The sequence below is a fragment of the Pseudomonas sp. TH04 genome (assembly GCF_016651355.1).
Lineage (GTDB): Bacteria > Pseudomonadota > Gammaproteobacteria > Pseudomonadales > Pseudomonadaceae > Aquipseudomonas > Aquipseudomonas fluorescens.
In genome coordinates, this window is sequence record NZ_JAEKEA010000001.1 from 5411738 (window position 1) to 5427363 (window position 15626).

Here is a 15626-nt window from a genome sequence, read left to right on the forward strand (position 1 = left end):
GATGCTTGGCTGTCTGTTTTTTCTTTTTCCTGCCCGCCGTTTTTGTCCAGCCCCAACGGAGAGCTGCCATGACTGATTCCCCCGACCGCGACGAGCGCCACCTGGCGCGCATGCTGCGCAAAAAAGCCGTGATCGACGAGCGCATCGCCAATTCCCCGAACGAATGCGGATTGCTGCTGGTACTGACCGGCAACGGTAAAGGCAAGAGCAGTTCGGCATTTGGCATGCTGGCCCGCGCCATGGGCCACGGCATGCAGTGCGGCGTGGTGCAGTTCATCAAGGGGCGCCACAGCACGGGCGAAGAATTGTTCTTCCGGCGTTTCCCAGAGCAAGTGCGTTTCCACGTGATGGGCGAAGGCTTCACCTGGGAAACCCAGGACCGCCAGCGCGACATCGCCGCCGCGGAAGCGGCCTGGGCAGTTTCCCGCGAATTGCTGCAGGACCCGTCCATCGGCCTGGTGGTGCTGGATGAACTGAACATCGCCCTCAAGCACGGTTACCTCGACCTGGATCAAGTGCTCACCGACCTGCAAGCTCGCCCGCCGATGCAGCACGTCGTGGTCACCGGCCGTGGGGCCAAGCCTGAACTGATCGAAATGGGCGACACCGTCACCGAAATGGGCATGCTCAAGCACGCGTTCCAGGCGGGCATCAAGGCACAGAAGGGCGTCGAACTTTGAATCAGCCCCGTCATTGCCCGGCCGTACTGATCGCCGCACCGGCGTCCGGCCAGGGCAAAACCACCGTCACCGCTGCCTTGGCGCGCTTGCACCGCAACCTGGGGCGCAAGGTGCGCGTGTTCAAATGCGGCCCGGACTTTCTCGACCCCATGATTCATGAGCGTGCCAGTGGTGCGCCGGTGTATCAGTTGGACATGTGGATGGTCGGCGAGCAGGAAAGTCGCCGCTTGCTGTGGGAAGCAGCGGGTGAGGCCGACCTGATCCTGATCGAAGGCGTCATGGGCCTGTTCGACGGCACGCCCTCCAGCGCCGACCTGGCGCGGCACTTCGGGGTGCCGGTGCTCGGGGTGATCGACGGCACCGCCATGGCCCAGACGTTCGGCGCCCTGGCCTTGGGCCTGGCGCGCTATCAGCCGGACTTGCCGTTCGCTGGCGTGTTGGCCAACCGCGTCGGCACCCTGCGCCACGCACAGTTACTGGAAGGCAGCCTCACCGAAGGCCTGCGCTGGTACGGCGCGTTGTCTCGCGAAACCGGGATTGAATTGCCCAGCCGCCATCTCGGCCTGGTGCAGGCCAGCGAACTGAATGACCTCGACGTGCGCCTGGACGCCGCCGCCCAAGCCCTGGGCAGCAGTTGTGAAGTTGCGTTGCCGCCGCCGGTGACCTTCGCCGCACCGCACGTGATCGAGGCCGAACCGTTGCTCGCCGGCGTGCGCATTGCGGTGGCCCGCGACGAAGCCTTTGCCTTCACCTACGGCGCCAGCCTCGACTTGCTGCGGGCGATGGGCGCCGAATTGCGCTTCTTCTCGCCGATCCATGATCGCCAATTGCCCGAAGCCGACAGCGTGTACCTGCCGGGTGGCTACCCGGAACTGCATCATCGGGCATTGTCTGAAAACACCCCGATGCTCGACGCGATTCGCGCCCACCACGGCGCCGGTAAACCGTTGCTCGCCGAATGTGGCGGCATGCTGTACCTGCTGGACTCGCTCACCGATGTCGAGGGTACCCGTGCCGAACTGGTTGGCTTGCTGCAGGGGGACGCGGTGATGCAGAAGAAGCTCGCGGCCCTGGCCCTGCAAAGCGTCGAGTTGCCGGAAGGCGTGCTGCGCGGCCACACCTATCACCACTCCCTGACCAGCACCGAGTGGCAGCCGATTGCCCGCGGCCTGAGCCCCAACGGCGGGCGCGGTGCCGAAGCGGTGTACCGCCAGGGGCGGATGACCGCCTCCTACGTGCACTTTTATTTCCCGTCCAACCCGACGGCGGTGGCCGCATTGTTTGCGCCGGGCCCTGATACCGCTGTCGCAGGCCAGCCAGCGCCGACATCGACCGGGTTCACCGATCACCCTGTGGACGCGGCGGTGCGACGATTCGACGTGCTCGCGAAGAAGCCATGACCGACAACGCCTTCCCTCAAGCCGACCGCGACGCCGTTTACCGTGTCATCGCCGAACGCCGCGACATGCGCCACTTTACCGGCGGCAGCGTCGCCCCCGCTTTGCTGCAGCGCCTGCTCCAGGCTGCCCACCAGGCGCCCAGTGTCGGCTTGATGCAGCCCTGGCGGTTTATCCGCATCAGTGACCGCCGGTTGCGTGGGCAGATTCAACAATTGGTCGAAGAAGAGCGCGTGCGCACCGCCGAGGCATTGGGCGAGCGTTCCGATGCGTTCATGAAGCTCAAGGTCGAAGGCATTCATGACTGCGCCGAGGTGTTGGTGGCAGCGCTGATGGATGATCGCGAGCGGCACATTTTTGGCCGTCGCACCTTGCCGGAAATGGACATGGCATCGTTGTCCTGTGCGATCCAGAATCTCTGGCTGGCCGCCCGCGTCGAAGGCCTTGGCATGGGCTGGGTCTCGCTGTTCGAGCCGCAGGCCCTGGCCGACCTGCTGGGTTTGCCGGCCGGTGCGAAACCCTTGGCGGTGCTATGCCTGGGGCCGGTAGCCGGGTTCTATCCGGCACCGATGTTGCAGCTCGAAGGCTGGGCTGAACCACGGCCGCTGAGTGACATGTTGTATGAGAATGTGTGGGGAGTGAGTCAATGAGTGTGGCCTTGCTGTGTGTCGCTGCCGTAGCGCTGGATGCGCTGTTGGGCGAGCCCAGGCGCTGGCATCCGCTGGTGGCATTCGGCAATTTCGCCGAGCGCATCGAGCAACGTTTCAATACCGGAGGCCGCGGCTGGCGCAGCCATGGCGTGACCGCGTGGGTTATCGCGGTGGTGCCGCTGACCCTGCTGGCCACGGCGTTGTCGTGGGCGCCTTACATCGGTTGGGTGCTGGAGATTTTGGCGCTGTACTGTGCGCTGGGGATGCGCAGCCTCGGCGAGCACGTGATCCCGGTGGCCCAGGCCTTGCGCGGTGATGACCTGGATGAGGCGCGCAAACGCGTGAGCTATCTGGTCAGCCGCCAGACCAGCGAGCTGGACCGCACCGAAGTCGCCCGCGCCGCCACTGAGTCGGTGCTGGAGAACGGCAGCGACGCGGTGTTTGCCGCGCTGTTCTGGTTTGTGGTCGCCGGTGTGCCGGGCGTGGTGTTGTATCGCCTGAGCAATACCCTCGACGCCATGTGGGGCTATCGCAATGAACGCTTTGAGCGTTTCGGCTGGGCGGCGGCCAAGATCGACGATGTACTCAACTACATTCCTGCGCGGCTGGTGGCGTTAACCTACGCTGTGCTCGGCAAAACCCGCCTGGCGCTTAAATGCTGGCGCACCCAGGGCCCCACCTGGGACAGCCCCAACGCTGGCCCGGTGATGGCGGCTGGCGCGGGCGCGCTGGGTGTTGAACTGGGTGGCGCGGCGATTTATCACGGCGAATTGCATCAGCGTCCGCCATTGGGCGAAGGCCCGGCAGCCGATGCCGATTCGATTGAGCGAGGCTGGCAACTGGTGCAGCGCGGCGTATGGTTATGGCTGCTGATCCTCTGCGCGGGGGCGCAATTTTATGCTTGAACATGGTGGTCGCCTGCGTAAAGCAGTGATTCAGTACGGCATCGCCGAGGCCGATTGGCTTGACCTGTCCAGCGGCCTGGCGCCCTGGCCCTGGCCGATCCCCGAAATCCCGTTGCGGGCCTGGGCGCGCTTACCGGAAACCGATGATGGCCTGGAGCAGGCGGCCAGCGAGTATTACGGCGCTGCACAGGTGTTGCCGGTCGCGGGTTCCCAGGCGGCGATCCAATTGCTGCCGCGCTTGCGTCGCTCCGGCAAGGTCGGGGTGTTGTCACCGTGTTATGCCGAGCACGCTGAAGCCTGGCGTCGTGCGGGTTACGTGGTGCGCGAAGTGCAGGAGCAGGAAGTCGACTTCTTTCTCGACGGCCTCGACGTGCTGGTCGTGGTTAATCCGAACAACCCCACTGGCCTTAGCCTGAGCCCGCAACGCCTGCTGGACTGGCACGCGCGGCTGGCCCAGCGCGGCGGTTGGCTGGTCGTGGATGAAGCCTTTATGGACGTCACTCCGCAACTGAGCCTGGCCAGTCACACCCATCAAGTCGGCCTGATTGTTTTGCGCTCGTTCGGCAAGTTCTTTGGTTTGGCCGGTGTTCGCCTGGGCTTTGTGTTGGCCGAACGCAAGCTGCTCAAGCTATTCGCCGACCAGCTCGGCCCGTGGGCGGTCAGTGGGCCGACACGGGTGCTCGGCCAAGTCTGCCTGCGCGATATGGCCGGGCACGCCCGCCAGCGTGAGCGCTGTATCGAAGCGGGCCAACGGTTGTTTGACCTGCTTGAGCGCCATGGCTTTCAACCTCACGGTGGCTGCGCGTTGTTCCAGTGGCTGATTACACCGCACGCCGAACGCATGCACGAATTCATGGCCCAGCGCGGCATCCTGCTGCGCCTGTTTGTCCACGACAGCAGCCTGCGCTTTGGTTTGCCCGGCACCGAGGCGCATTGGCTGCGACTCGATGAAGCCCTGGCCGCCTACAAGGCAGCCACATGAGTACGCTGATGGTGCAAGGCACCACCTCCGACGCGGGCAAAAGCACGCTGGTGACCGCGCTGTGCCGCTGGCTGATTCGCCAGGGCGTCGCGGTGGTGCCGTTCAAGCCCCAGAACATGGCCCTCAACAGTGCCGTGACTGCCGAGGGCGGCGAGATCGGCCGAGCCCAGGCGGTGCAAGCCCAGGCTGCCAATCTAGCGCCTCATACCGATATGAACCCGGTGCTGCTCAAACCCAACAGTGATACCGGCTCCCAGGTGATCATCCACGGTCGAGCGGTCACCACCATGAATGCCGTGGCCTATCACGACTATAAAGCCATCGCGATGCAAGCCGTGCTGGCCTCCCATGCGCGGTTGAGCGAGGCCTACCCAGTGGTGATGGTGGAAGGCGCGGGTTCCCCGGCGGAAATTAACCTGCGCGCCAATGACATCGCCAACATGGGCTTCGCCGAAGCGGTGGATTGCCCGGTACTGCTGATTGCCGATATCAATCGTGGTGGCGTGTTTGCCCATCTGGTCGGCACGCTGGAGTTGCTTTCGCCCACCGAGCAGGCGCGGGTCAAGGGCTTCATCATCAACCGTTTTCGCGGCGATATCGCCCTGTTGCAGCCCGGCCTGGATTGGCTGGAAGCCCGCACCGGCAAACCGGTGGTGGGCGTTTTGCCCTACGTGATGGACCTGCACCTGGAGGCCGAAGACGGTATCGACGCGCGTCAGATCGACAAGGCGGCGCAGGTATTAAATGTGGTGGTGCCGGTGTTGCCGCGAATCAGCAATCACACCGATTTTGACCCGCTGCGCCTGCATCCTCAGGTAGATCTGCAATTCATCGGGCCGGGCCAGCCGATTCCGGCCGCCGATCTGATTATCCTGCCGGGCTCAAAAAGTGTGCGCAGCGATTTGGCGTACCTGCGCGCCAATGGCTGGGACACTGCCGTGGCTCGGCATTTGCGCTACGGCGGCAAGGTGCTGGGGATCTGCGGCGGGTTGCAGATGCTTGGTGAGCAGGTGCATGACCCGCTTGGGCTGGAAGGGCCGCCTGGGTCAAGCGATGGCTTCGGGTTGCTGGCGTTCAGTACGACGCTTGCCGAAGAGAAACAGTTGCGCAATGTGCGTGGGCGCTTGTTGCTGGAGGACGCAGCGGTCAGTGGCTATGAGATCCACGCGGGCGTGACCTCCGGCCAAGCGCTGTCGAACCCCGCCGTGCTGCTGGAAGACGGCCGCAGTGACGGCGCCCAGAGTGAGGACGGCCAGATCTTCGGCACGTATTTGCATGGTTTGTTCGAGACCCCGGCCGCGTGCACTGCGTTGTTGCGTTGGGCGGGGCTGCAGGATGTGCAGGCGGTGGATTATCACGCGCTGCGTGAGCGCGATATCGAGCGCCTGGCGGACCTGGTGGAGAACCATCTGGACACCGATTTATTGCGCACGTTATGCGGGGTTTAACGGTGTGCCTGTCATCCCAATGTGAGCGCGGGCCTGCAGCAGAATATTCGCCGGCCCGAAGAGGTGGTTTTCCATGTATCAGTTGATCCTCGGCGGCGCCCGCTCCGGCAAGAGTCGTCTCGCTGAACAGCTCGCTGCTGATAGCGCGTTGCCCGTCATCTATATCGCCACCAGCCAACCGCTGGACGGCGAAATGAACGCGCGCGTCGCCCTGCATCGCCAGCGCCGTCCCGATCACTGGGGCCTGATTGAAGAGCCCATCGAACTGGCGCGCGTGCTGCGGGAAAACGCGTCGCCCGATAGCTGCCTGCTGGTGGATTGCCTGACGCTGTGGCTCACCAACCTGCTGATGCTCGAAGACCCGGCACGCCTGGCACTTGAGCGTGATTACCTGCTGGAAACCCTGGCCTCGCTGCCGGGTGAAATTATTTTTGTCAGCAACGAGACCGGTTTGGGTGTCGTGCCGCTGGGCGAATTGACTCGCCGCTATGTGGATGAAGCCGGTTGGCTGCATCAAGCCTTGGCCGAGCGATGTCAGCGTGTTGTCCTGACGGTTGCCGGCCTGCCCCTGACGTTGAAAGGTACTGCGTTATGACTGACACCTGGTGGCTCAACCCCTGCAAGACCGTCGACGCGTCGGCACACGAACTCGCCCTGGCTCGCCAGCAGCAACTGACTAAACCGGCCGGCTCTCTCGGCCAATTGGAAGCCTTGGCGGTGCAGCTGGCCGGCCTGCAAGGCCAGGTCAAACCGTCAGTGGACTCGCTGTGGATCGCCATTTTTGCCGGCGACCATGGCGTGGTTGCTGAAGGCGTGTCGGCCTTTCCCCAGGAAGTGACCGGGCAAATGCTGCATAACTTTGTGACCGGTGGCGCGGCCATCAGTGTGTTGGCGCGCCAGCTGGATGCGCAGCTCGAAGTGGTCGACCTCGGCACTGTGACGCCGTCGCTGGATTTGCCGGGTGTGCGCCACCTGAACATCGGCGCGGGCACGGCGAATTTCATCAACGGCCCGGCGATGACCGAGGCCCAGGGCCGCCTGGCGTTGCAAGCCGGGCGCGACAGTGCGCTTCGTGCAGTGCAAAGCGGCGCGCAGCTGTTTATCGGCGGCGAAATGGGGATTGGCAACACTACTGCCGCCAGTGCGTTGGCGTGCGCGTTGCTCGGTTGCAAGGTCAGTGACCTGACAGGCCCGGGCACCGGATTGAATGCCCAGGGCGTCAGCCACAAAGTCGCGGTCATCGAGCGCGCGCTGGCGCTGCATGCCGGGCAGCGTGGCGACGCGCTGCACACCTTGTTCAACCTCGGAGGGTTTGAAATCGCCGCGCTGGTCGGCGCCTACCTGGCCTGTGCCCAGGAAGGCATCGTGGTGCTGGTGGATGGGTTTATCTGCACCGTCGCCGCGTTGGTCGCCACGCGTTTGAACCCGGCGTGCCGCGAATGGCTGGTGTTTGGGCATCGGGGGGCTGAGCCGGGTCATCGGCATGTGCTGCACAGCCTCGACGCCGAACCCCTGCTGGAGCTGGGCCTGCGCCTGGGCGAGGGCAGTGGTGCGGCGCTGGCGGTGCCGTTACTGCGCCTGGCGTGCGCGCTGCACGGGCAGATGGCGACGTTCGCAGAAGCGGCCGTGGCAGATCGCCCGGTATGACGTTGCACCTGGACCTGCTGCGTCACGGCGAAACCGAGTTGGGCGGCGGCCTGCGCGGCAGCCTGGACGACGCGTTAACCGCCAAGGGCTGGGAGCAGATGTGCGCCGCCGTGGCCGAGCAGGGGCCGTGGGATCGGCTGATCAGCTCGCCGTTGCAGCGTTGCGCGTTGTTCGCACGTGAGTTGGGCGCCCGCCTCAATGTGCCGGTGAGCCTGGAAACGGCGCTGCAGGAACTGCACTTCGGCGCCTGGGAAGGGCAAAGTGCAGCGGCGTTGATGGAAACTGACGCTGAAGGGTTGGGCTTGTTCTGGGCTGATCCCTACCGTTTCACGCCGCCCGAGGGCGAGCCTGTCAGTGAGTTCTCCGCGCGTGTCCTCGGCGCCGTGTCACGCTTGCATCAGGCGTATGCCGGTGAGCGTGTGTTGTTGATCAGCCACGGTGGCGTGATGCGCCTGCTGCTGGCGCGGGCGCGCGGTTTGCCGCGCGAGCAACTGTTGAACGTCGAGGTCGGTCACGCTGCGCTGTTCAGTCTGCAGGTCGCTGCCGATGGTGTGTTGAAGGAAGGAATCTGACGATGCTGCCGTTCTGGATCGCCCTGCAATTTCTCAGCAGTCTGCCGATTCGTTTACCGGGCATGCCGCCGCCACGGGAAATGGGGCGCTCCTTGCTCTTCTATCCGCTGGTGGGTGTGTTGTTCGGCGTGCTGTTGTGGGGCCTGAATGCTGTATTGATGGGCGCGCCGCTGTTGCTGCATGCGGCACTGCTGTTGACGGCGTGGGTGCTGCTCAGTGGCGGCCTGCACCTGGACGGCCTGGCGGACAGCGCCGATGCCTGGCTCGGCGGTTTCGGTGATCGTGAGCGCACGCTGAGCATTATGAAAGACCCCCGCAGCGGACCGATTGCCGTGGTTACGTTGGGCTTGGTGTTGTTGCTCAAGTTCACGGCATTAGTAGCCCTGATCGAGCAGCATAACGGCGCGGCGCTGATTCTCGCGCCGCTGATCGGGCGTGCTTCGATGTTGGCGCTGTTCCTCACGACGCGCTACGTGCGTGCAGGAGGTTTGGGCCAGGCACTGTCGGATCACTTACCGAGGATCGTCGGCCAACAGGTGCTGATCCTCAGCGGTCTGGCCTGCATCCTGATCGGCGGTTTCAGTGGCGGTATTGCCGTTTTGCTGGCTGCGCTGTGCTTCATCGGCCTGCGCCAGCTTATGGTCAATCGGCTCGGTGGCACCACCGGCGACACGGCGGGCGCGCTGTTGGAGCTTCTGGAAGTCGCGGTTCTGGTGGGCTTGGCGCTGTAACACTTTCTTGCATTTCCTCAACTCCGGGTATATACACGCTCTATGCTTGCCTCCCAATGTTTATGCACCAACCTGCGACGCGCCGCCCGTGGCGTCAGCAGGCACTACGACGGCGCTCTCGACGGCTTCGGGATCAACGTCGCCCAGTATTCCTTGCTATGCAATCTGCAACGCCTCGACCAACCGAGCATTTCCAGCCTGGCCGAAGCCATGGGGCTGGATCGCAGCACTTTGGGGCGTAACCTGCGGGTGCTGGAAGGAGAGGGGCTGGTGCAGTTGGTCGAGGGGGATGACCTGCGCAACCGCCTGGTGCTGTTGACGCAAGCCGGCGAAGACCGATTGGCTGCCGCCTTGCCGGCGTGGGAAGCGGCGCAGCAAAAGTTGATTGATCGGTTGGGCGCCGAAAAGCGCGAGACGTTGTTGGCCTTGCTGGATGAACTCGCCTGAGCGCGAGTTTTTTTGACTACACGCGGGTATATACCCGCGAGCGGAGAATAAGAAATGACCTCGATGTGGCGCACCAGTGGATGGGTTCTTTTAGGCAGTGCGCTGATCCTGGCGTTGTCCTTGGGCGTACGGCATGGCTTTGGCCTGTTCCTGGCGCCGATGAGCAACGAATTCGGCTGGGGCCGTGAGACCTTTGCCTTCGCTATCGCCCTGCAGAACCTGATCTGGGGCCTGGCGCAGCCGTTTACCGGGGCTTTGGCCGACCGTTTCGGCGCTACCAAAGCGGTGTTTGTCGGTGGCGTGCTGTACGCCGTGGGGCTGGTGCTGATGGGCATGTCCGATTCGGCGTGGTCGTTGTCGCTGAGTGCCGGGTTGCTGATCGGGATTGGCCTTTCGGGCACCTCGTTCTCGGTGATTCTCGGTGTGGTCGGCCGCGCCGTACCGCCGGAAAAACGCAGCATGGCCATGGGCATCGCAAGCGCCGCAGGTTCCTTCGGTCAGTTCGCCATGGTGCCGGGCACCTTGGGGTTGATCGGCTGGCTGGGGTGGTCCGCCGCCTTACTGGCGTTGGGCCTGATGGTGGCGTTGATCTTGCCGCTGGTGGCGATGCTCAAGGACAAGCCGCTGCCGGTGATGGCCGGTCAGCAGACCCTGCGCGAAGCGTTGAAGGAGGCCTGCTCTCACTCTGGTTTCTGGCTGCTGGCGTTCGGCTTTTTCGTCTGCGGTTTCCAGGTGGTGTTTATCGGTGTGCACCTGCCGGCGTATCTGGTCGACCAGCATTTGCCCGCAACTGTAGGCACCACAGTGCTGGCCTTGATTGGTTTGTTTAACGTGTTCGGCACTTACACCGCCGGCTGGCTCGGCGGGCGTATGTCCAAGCCGCGTTTGCTGACGGGCCTGTACCTGTTGCGCGCGGTGGTGATCGTGTTGTTTCTGTGGGCGCCGGTCACTGAAGTCACGGCTTACCTGTTCGGCATGGCCATGGGTTTCCTCTGGCTGTCGACGGTGCCGCTGACCAACGGCACCGTCGCGACCTTGTTCGGCGTGCGCAACCTGTCGATGCTGGGCGGCATTGTGTTCCTGTTCCACCAGCTCGGTTCCTTCCTCGGCGGTTGGTTGGGCGGGGTGGTCTATGACCGAACCGGCAGCTACGATTTGATCTGGCAGGTGGCGGTGCTGCTGAGCCTGCTCGCTGCGGCCCTGAACTGGCCGGTACGCGAGCGGCCGGTGGCACGCTTGCAGACGCAGATGGAGGCGGCATGAGTTTCAACCGGTATTGGCTTGGCGCAGCAGTGGTGGCGACGCTTCTGCTGCTTTTAGCCTGGTGGGGTTGGCAGCGTGGCGGGCTGGCGGTGATGCAGTTGGGCATGTCGATCTGTTAAGTTCGTAACCTGGAAACTTTCAAGGACAACGACATGCAGATGCGCTGGCTTGCAGTACCCATCCTGATGGCGATTGGCAGTGTTGCCATGGCCGCCGATTGCCCACCGTTGCTGGCGGGTGAGTTGCCCAAGCTGCGGGCCAAGGAATCCATTGATTTGTGCCAGCGCTTCGCCGGCAAACCCCTGGTGATCGTCAATACCGCCAGCTTCTGTGGGTTCGCGCCACAGTTTAAAGGCCTCGAAGCCTTGTACCAGCGCTACAAGGGCCAAGGGCTGGAAGTGATCGGCGTGCCGTCCGATGACTTCAAGCAGGAAGCCAAGACGGGTGAGGAGACGGCCAAGGTCTGTTACGTGAATTACGGCGTGACCTTCACCATGACCGAGCCGCAAAAGGTCAAAGGGCCGGATGCGGTGCACTTGTTCAAGATTCTCGCGCAGCAGAGCAGTGCGCCGAAGTGGAACTTCTATAAGTACGTGGTGGATCGCCAGGGCAAGGTGATTGCCAACTTCTCCAGTTTGACCAAGCCCGACAGCCCGGATTTGATCAAGGCGGTGGAAGAGGCATTGGCCTCCAAACCCTGATCGTCGGCCATTAAAAAGCCCCGCTTCCTTGGCAGGAAAGCGGGGCTTTTTTACGGCTTGAATCAGAACTTGTACGTCACGCCCAGGCCAAAGCCGTTGGCGCTGTTTTCGTACTTGGACGCGTAGGTCTGACCCAGCGCGTTCTGCTTGTTCACCTTGACCGGCTCTTCCTTGAGGTAGGAGTAAGCCAGGTCGACAGTCATGTTATCCATCACCGCGTAGCCCAGGCCGACACTGAAGATCGTCCGGTCACCGGTAGGAATACGCGGCGAACGGTCAGTGTTGTTGGTAGGCGACTGGTCGAAAGTCAGACCGGTACGCAGTACCACTTGCTTGGTGAGCTGGTACGAGGTACCCAGGGCGTAGGCCCAGGTGTCGTGCCAGTTTTGCGGCTCTTTGATCTGACCGACGATCTGAGGTGCAAGTGCACCACCGGCTCGGGTCACGCCTTCGTTGTTGACGGTAATGTCTTTCAGGCGGCTCCAGCGGGTCCAGGTTGCACCGCCGTAGACCTTCCAGGCATCGCTCAGGTCTTGAGTGACCGAAGCGTCCCAGGATTCCGGGGTGTCAACTTTCAGCGACGCATCGTAGCGGCCTGCGCCCAGGTAGGCAGCTGGAACGCCAGTGCCCGGGGTTACGTCGGTGTGGCCTTCGAGCTTGTATTTCACTTTCGAGTGATAAGTCAGGCCAACGCGGGTGGTGTCGGTGGCTTGCACCAGGATACCGGCGTTGAAACCAAGGGCGGTATCGTCGCCTTTGACTTTGACTTTGCTGTCACCGGTGCCGGCCAGGCCAGGGAGCGGCAGCAAGCCCAGGTTTGGCTGCGATTCAAGGGTGCCGGAAATACGGTTGATGGTTGGACCAAAACCGATCGACACCTTGTCATTGAAGGCGTAGCTGACCGTTGGCTGGAAGGTAATGACCGCCACTTCACTTTTGCTGCCGAAAGCACGGCCCTGGAAGCCACGCTCGTAGTCAGTCTTCAGGCCGAACGGTGCGTACACACCGAAGCCGACTGCCCACTGGTCGTTAAGTTTGTTGGTGTAGAAACCAAAAGGGACTGCGGTGAACGGCACCATGTCGCCTTTGTTACTGCCGCGCGAGCGACCGCTGGCGTCTTTGATGTCGGTTGTTGCATCGATGGCTGCAACACCACCAGTGATTTGCTGGCCTTCAAGGCGAGCCATACCGGCCGGGTTACCATAGACGGTGCTGGCGTTATCGGCAGAAGAAGAGCGGCCTGCGAAACCCGTACCCATGCCGGCGACGTCTTGTTCGTTGAGGGCGAAGCCGCTTGCGAACAGTTGGGAGGATGCCATGGCAACGGCGAGGCTAAGTGTGGTCTTGAGCATTACTTTTTTCATTATTAGAACTCCGTGGTGATCACCGCTGCGGAAAGTATCAATAAATTTAAGTTAGCGCTATAGGCTGTAATGCCGAAGATAGAGCGGTTTTGTAGGACAATCCGACCAAAATCAACGTTTTTAGCCGAATCTTGCAAAACGCCTGATCAACAAGTGACCTGATTCATGGGTGAAACACAGGTTTGCCAGGCTTGAGTGAAATCTCGCAGCCGTCCTTGAGGGTGAAATATTTCCTTCCAGATACGCGCCATTGCTACTACATCACCCGGTTGCGGCAGTGTCGGGCGATGCTGTTCGACCAGCAGCCAGGCGATGGCGGTGGCATAACGCAGGTTCACCGTAAGTTCCACCTGGGGCGCACTGAGAAATGCATGTTGGCTGGCGAGACCGCGCACCAGGCTGGCGCGCTCGGGGTCGCGAGCGAGGTAGTCGTCCCAGAGGGCGCGATGACGAGGTTCGGTGATGCTGTACAGGCCGTGGCCGCGCCTGTCATGCAGGGCTGAACCGAGTTCCGACTGGCTGGCGGCAATGCCCAGCAGCAGGGATTCGGCTGTCGGATGATGGCGGCCGAGGTAAATCAACGTCGGCCTGATCACATAACGACACAATTCGCTGGCGGCGATACCCATACAGGCCTCAATCCATGAAAGTGGTTGACGAAACCTGAGAGGGGGAGCTTGGCAGCGGTGAATCGGACTCAGGCTCGTCGCAAGCGGATCATGCCGCTTGAGTTGAAGTGTAGTGTCATATTCACGATGTAAAGGACTGTTTTTAAAACATCTTCTTCATTTAGTTATAACGTTTATATCTATTCGTACTTAGTAAAAACGGCGGGACTTAAAAGCCAGGCAATAAAAAACCCTGCTTTTTAAACAGGGTTTTTGTATTTCAGCGACTCGGGTCGATCAGGCAACCAGTGCCTGACGGGTACGCTCGATCACAGCCTGCAGCGGTTCTGCGCTGGAGTATTGATCGGGGTACAGGCGTTCGCTGTGACGAGCGATGCCGTGTTCGTTGACCAGGGTGAAGCTGAAGCAGCCTTTGCGAGCGGCCATGATCAGGCAGTTCATTGGTGCAAAAGCGTTGGTAAGGGTGCGAATGGCATCCTGAGTGTGGATTTGAGTGGACATATTATTGGTGTTCCTACAAATGACACGGATAAGAACCGTGCAACGTTAAAACGTTCCAGTAACGTCGATCACCATTGATCGAACGAAGAACCCGACTGGAACAAAGCAGCCAGTTTGAAGCGCTAATAAGTTAGGCGCGCTTGGGCTGGCAGGTAGGTACTTAGGAGGGCAGGCAACACAACAGGGGCAAAGGTTCTGGGCCCAGGGTGAAGATCCTGATCAATTTGCAGGTTGGTTCGGTCAGAGTATTGAAACTTCGCGACACCCTTTGCTTGTTCAAAGGCTGTGTCGTCGCAAGTGATACCTGGAAACCATCGAGGTGGTCGATCCCGTGTTGTTCAAGGGAGTTGTTCGACCAGAATTGACTTTCAGCTTGGTACTAACGCTGCGGATAGTAACGGATTGAAACAGGGAAGGGAAGTGTGTTAACCAAAAAACTTTAATCAGCCGCCTAACAACCCGCGATACACCAGCACGGTTGTTGCCGCCGCCAGTGAGCAGCCCAGTCCATACGCCGCCAGGGTCAGGCGCCAGGAACGGCCGGTCTCGATCACGTTCATCACGTCGCGCATGTCATTGATCCGGCCTTCTCCCAGCTCGATGCACAGGCTCACGGCGGTAAACGCTGCCGATAACAGGATGGCAATGGCAAACAAAGCACCATCGGGCGAGGGCAGGGCCGCGTTGATGCCCAGTGAGGTCGCACAGATGGCGAGCAGCAATAAGGCGAATAACAGGATTCCTTTCATCTGCCCCTACATGATGGTGGCGTCCTCGGTCGACCAGTGTGGCGAGCCGGGGCCGTTTTGAAAAGGCCCTTGGTTTGGCTTGTCGGTAGCATTCTTTGGGCGGTTTGACGCAAAAAATGCCCGCGATATAACCAGTGGGTCGGTACTTGTGCACATTAGTTGCCAGGTGTGTAACCACTCTGTCAACCGCCTCGAAGCGCCCGCATTTGCCTGCAATGAAAATTTAAGTCAATGAAAAATATCGCTTTTTTTTATTGGTGAAAAAATCGTCAGTTTGACTGCGGCCCCCGTTCCATGGGGCTTTGGGCGAGTTAAAGGCGGGTTGTCCACTGAGTTATCCACAGCTTCTGTGGATTGTCCCAAGCGCTTGCTCTAGAACGGGCGTGTGGGTTTTTTCCGGCTTTACCTCTGCGAAAAAAAGAGTAGAGTGGCGCGCCTTCCGTTCTGTCCCACAGTGCTTTATGAAGTTTCGCTCAGTATCACCTTCTGTTACCGACACCCCTCACACTGTTACCGCGCCCAAGCGTTTCTCCTTGAAAGTTGCCTTGTGGCTGCTCGACAGCCCGCGCCTGGGGCATAACACCAGCGTCAAGCACTTTGCCGGGCGTTTGCTCAAGCAGCCTGCACGTGAAGGGGTGGTTGCCGCGCAGAGCCGCCTGGGCCAATTGATGTGCCGTGAGTGCGGCAACGCCCGCGACCGTCGCATCGGTCACGACTTGTTACGGCTGGCCGCCCGCGCCGGCGACCGTCGCGCCCAGCGCGAACTGGGGCAGGTCGAAGACTGAGCTGTCCTCAAGCTCTGCGCTTGGTTAACCTTGCTCTTTTTCGGTGATGGCAGAAATGGCTATGGTTTTTGACTGGACCAGTATTGCCGTGGGGCTTGCTGGCGCTGCAGTGCCTTTATTGGCCGTATGCTGGCAGATTCAACGGCGGCTGACCGCGCGCATGGCGGGCTGGGAA

At 61.5% G+C, this 15626-nt stretch carries 19 protein-coding genes; 15 read left to right on the forward strand and 4 right to left on the reverse strand.

Annotation, left to right across the window (positions count from 1 at the left end; translation table 11 throughout):
- The first annotated feature begins 68 nt into the window (after positions 1-68).
- The 14 genes from cobO (at position 69) to JFT85_RS24400 (ending at position 11423) form a co-directional block, all read left to right on the forward strand.
- Positions 69-680: a cob(I)yrinic acid a,c-diamide adenosyltransferase gene (gene cobO / locus JFT85_RS24340; RefSeq protein WP_053257354.1), complete on the forward strand. Its 612-nt coding sequence runs from the start codon at positions 69-71 to the stop codon at positions 678-680.
- Positions 677-2080 (forward strand): cobyrinate a,c-diamide synthase, encoded by a 1404-nt coding sequence (locus tag JFT85_RS24345; RefSeq protein ID WP_069551075.1) that lies wholly within the window; start codon positions 677-679, stop codon positions 2078-2080. Before cobO ends, JFT85_RS24345 begins: the two co-directional genes overlap by 4 nt.
- Complete coding sequence (gene bluB / locus JFT85_RS24350; RefSeq protein WP_069551074.1) at positions 2077-2727, forward strand: 5,6-dimethylbenzimidazole synthase; 651 nt, start codon at positions 2077-2079, stop codon at positions 2725-2727. The genes JFT85_RS24345 and bluB overlap by 4 nt, the downstream gene beginning before the upstream one ends.
- Positions 2724-3632, forward strand: coding sequence for an adenosylcobinamide-phosphate synthase CbiB (gene cbiB / locus JFT85_RS24355; RefSeq protein WP_069551073.1), 909 nt, complete (start codon positions 2724-2726; stop codon positions 3630-3632). The genes bluB and cbiB overlap by 4 nt, the downstream gene beginning before the upstream one ends.
- On the forward strand, positions 3625-4614 hold the full coding sequence (gene cobD / locus JFT85_RS24360) for a threonine-phosphate decarboxylase CobD (protein WP_069551072.1): 990 nt from the start codon (positions 3625-3627) through the stop codon (positions 4612-4614). Before cbiB ends, cobD begins: the two co-directional genes overlap by 8 nt.
- Positions 4611-6062 (forward strand): cobyric acid synthase, encoded by a 1452-nt coding sequence (locus JFT85_RS24365; RefSeq protein ID WP_069551071.1) that lies wholly within the window; start codon positions 4611-4613, stop codon positions 6060-6062. Before cobD ends, JFT85_RS24365 begins: the two co-directional genes overlap by 4 nt.
- A 73-nt stretch (positions 6063-6135) precedes the next feature.
- Positions 6136-6657, forward strand: coding sequence for a bifunctional adenosylcobinamide kinase/adenosylcobinamide-phosphate guanylyltransferase (cobU, locus tag JFT85_RS24370; RefSeq protein WP_069551070.1), 522 nt, complete (start codon positions 6136-6138; stop codon positions 6655-6657).
- Complete coding sequence (gene cobT / locus JFT85_RS24375; protein ID WP_201230591.1) at positions 6654-7709, forward strand: nicotinate-nucleotide--dimethylbenzimidazole phosphoribosyltransferase; 1056 nt, start codon at positions 6654-6656, stop codon at positions 7707-7709. The genes cobU and cobT overlap by 4 nt, the downstream gene beginning before the upstream one ends.
- Positions 7706-8281, forward strand: a complete 576-nt coding sequence (gene cobC / locus JFT85_RS24380; protein ID WP_069551068.1) for an alpha-ribazole phosphatase family protein — start codon at positions 7706-7708, stop codon at positions 8279-8281. Before cobT ends, cobC begins: the two co-directional genes overlap by 4 nt.
- A gap of 2 nt (positions 8282-8283) precedes the next feature.
- Entirely contained in the window at positions 8284-9012 is a 729-nt protein-coding gene (locus tag JFT85_RS24385) for an adenosylcobinamide-GDP ribazoletransferase (protein WP_053257345.1), read from the forward strand.
- Between the two features lie 42 nt (positions 9013-9054).
- On the forward strand, positions 9055-9459 hold the full coding sequence (locus tag JFT85_RS24390) for a MarR family winged helix-turn-helix transcriptional regulator (protein ID WP_053257344.1): 405 nt from the start codon (positions 9055-9057) through the stop codon (positions 9457-9459).
- A gap of 54 nt (positions 9460-9513) precedes the next feature.
- Complete coding sequence (locus JFT85_RS24395; protein WP_053257343.1) at positions 9514-10722, forward strand: MFS transporter; 1209 nt, start codon at positions 9514-9516, stop codon at positions 10720-10722.
- Positions 10719-10841, forward strand: a complete 123-nt coding sequence (locus JFT85_RS28575) for a hypothetical protein (protein WP_255311474.1) — start codon at positions 10719-10721, stop codon at positions 10839-10841. Before JFT85_RS24395 ends, JFT85_RS28575 begins: the two co-directional genes overlap by 4 nt.
- 33 nt (positions 10842-10874) lie before the next feature.
- The gene (locus JFT85_RS24400; protein WP_053257342.1) at positions 10875-11423 is read left to right on the forward strand and encodes a glutathione peroxidase; all 549 of its coding nucleotides are present in this window, start codon (positions 10875-10877) and stop codon (positions 11421-11423) included.
- A 62-nt stretch (positions 11424-11485) separates the two neighbouring features.
- On the opposite strand, the gene JFT85_RS24405 is transcribed toward JFT85_RS24400, so the two are convergent.
- The 4 genes from JFT85_RS24405 to JFT85_RS24420 all read right to left on the reverse strand — a co-directional run bounded on the left by JFT85_RS24405 (position 11486) and on the right by JFT85_RS24420 (position 14666).
- The gene (locus JFT85_RS24405) at positions 11486-12787 is read right to left on the reverse strand and encodes an OmpP1/FadL family transporter (RefSeq protein WP_053257341.1); all 1302 of its coding nucleotides are present in this window, start codon (positions 12785-12787) and stop codon (positions 11486-11488) included.
- Between the two features lie 146 nt (positions 12788-12933).
- Positions 12934-13416: a hypothetical protein gene (locus tag JFT85_RS24410; RefSeq protein WP_053257340.1), complete on the reverse strand. Its 483-nt coding sequence runs from the start codon at positions 13414-13416 to the stop codon at positions 12934-12936.
- Between the two features lie 276 nt (positions 13417-13692).
- Positions 13693-13917, reverse strand: coding sequence for a hypothetical protein (locus JFT85_RS24415; protein ID WP_007898912.1), 225 nt, complete (start codon positions 13915-13917; stop codon positions 13693-13695).
- Between the two features lie 443 nt (positions 13918-14360).
- Positions 14361-14666, reverse strand: a complete 306-nt coding sequence (locus JFT85_RS24420) for a hypothetical protein (protein WP_053257339.1) — start codon at positions 14664-14666, stop codon at positions 14361-14363.
- A gap of 461 nt (positions 14667-15127) precedes the next feature.
- On the opposite strand from JFT85_RS24420, the gene JFT85_RS24425 reads away from it, so the two are divergent.
- On the forward strand, positions 15128-15451 hold the full coding sequence (locus JFT85_RS24425) for a hypothetical protein (RefSeq protein WP_069551067.1): 324 nt from the start codon (positions 15128-15130) through the stop codon (positions 15449-15451).
- Positions 15452-15626: the final 175 nt, after the last annotated feature.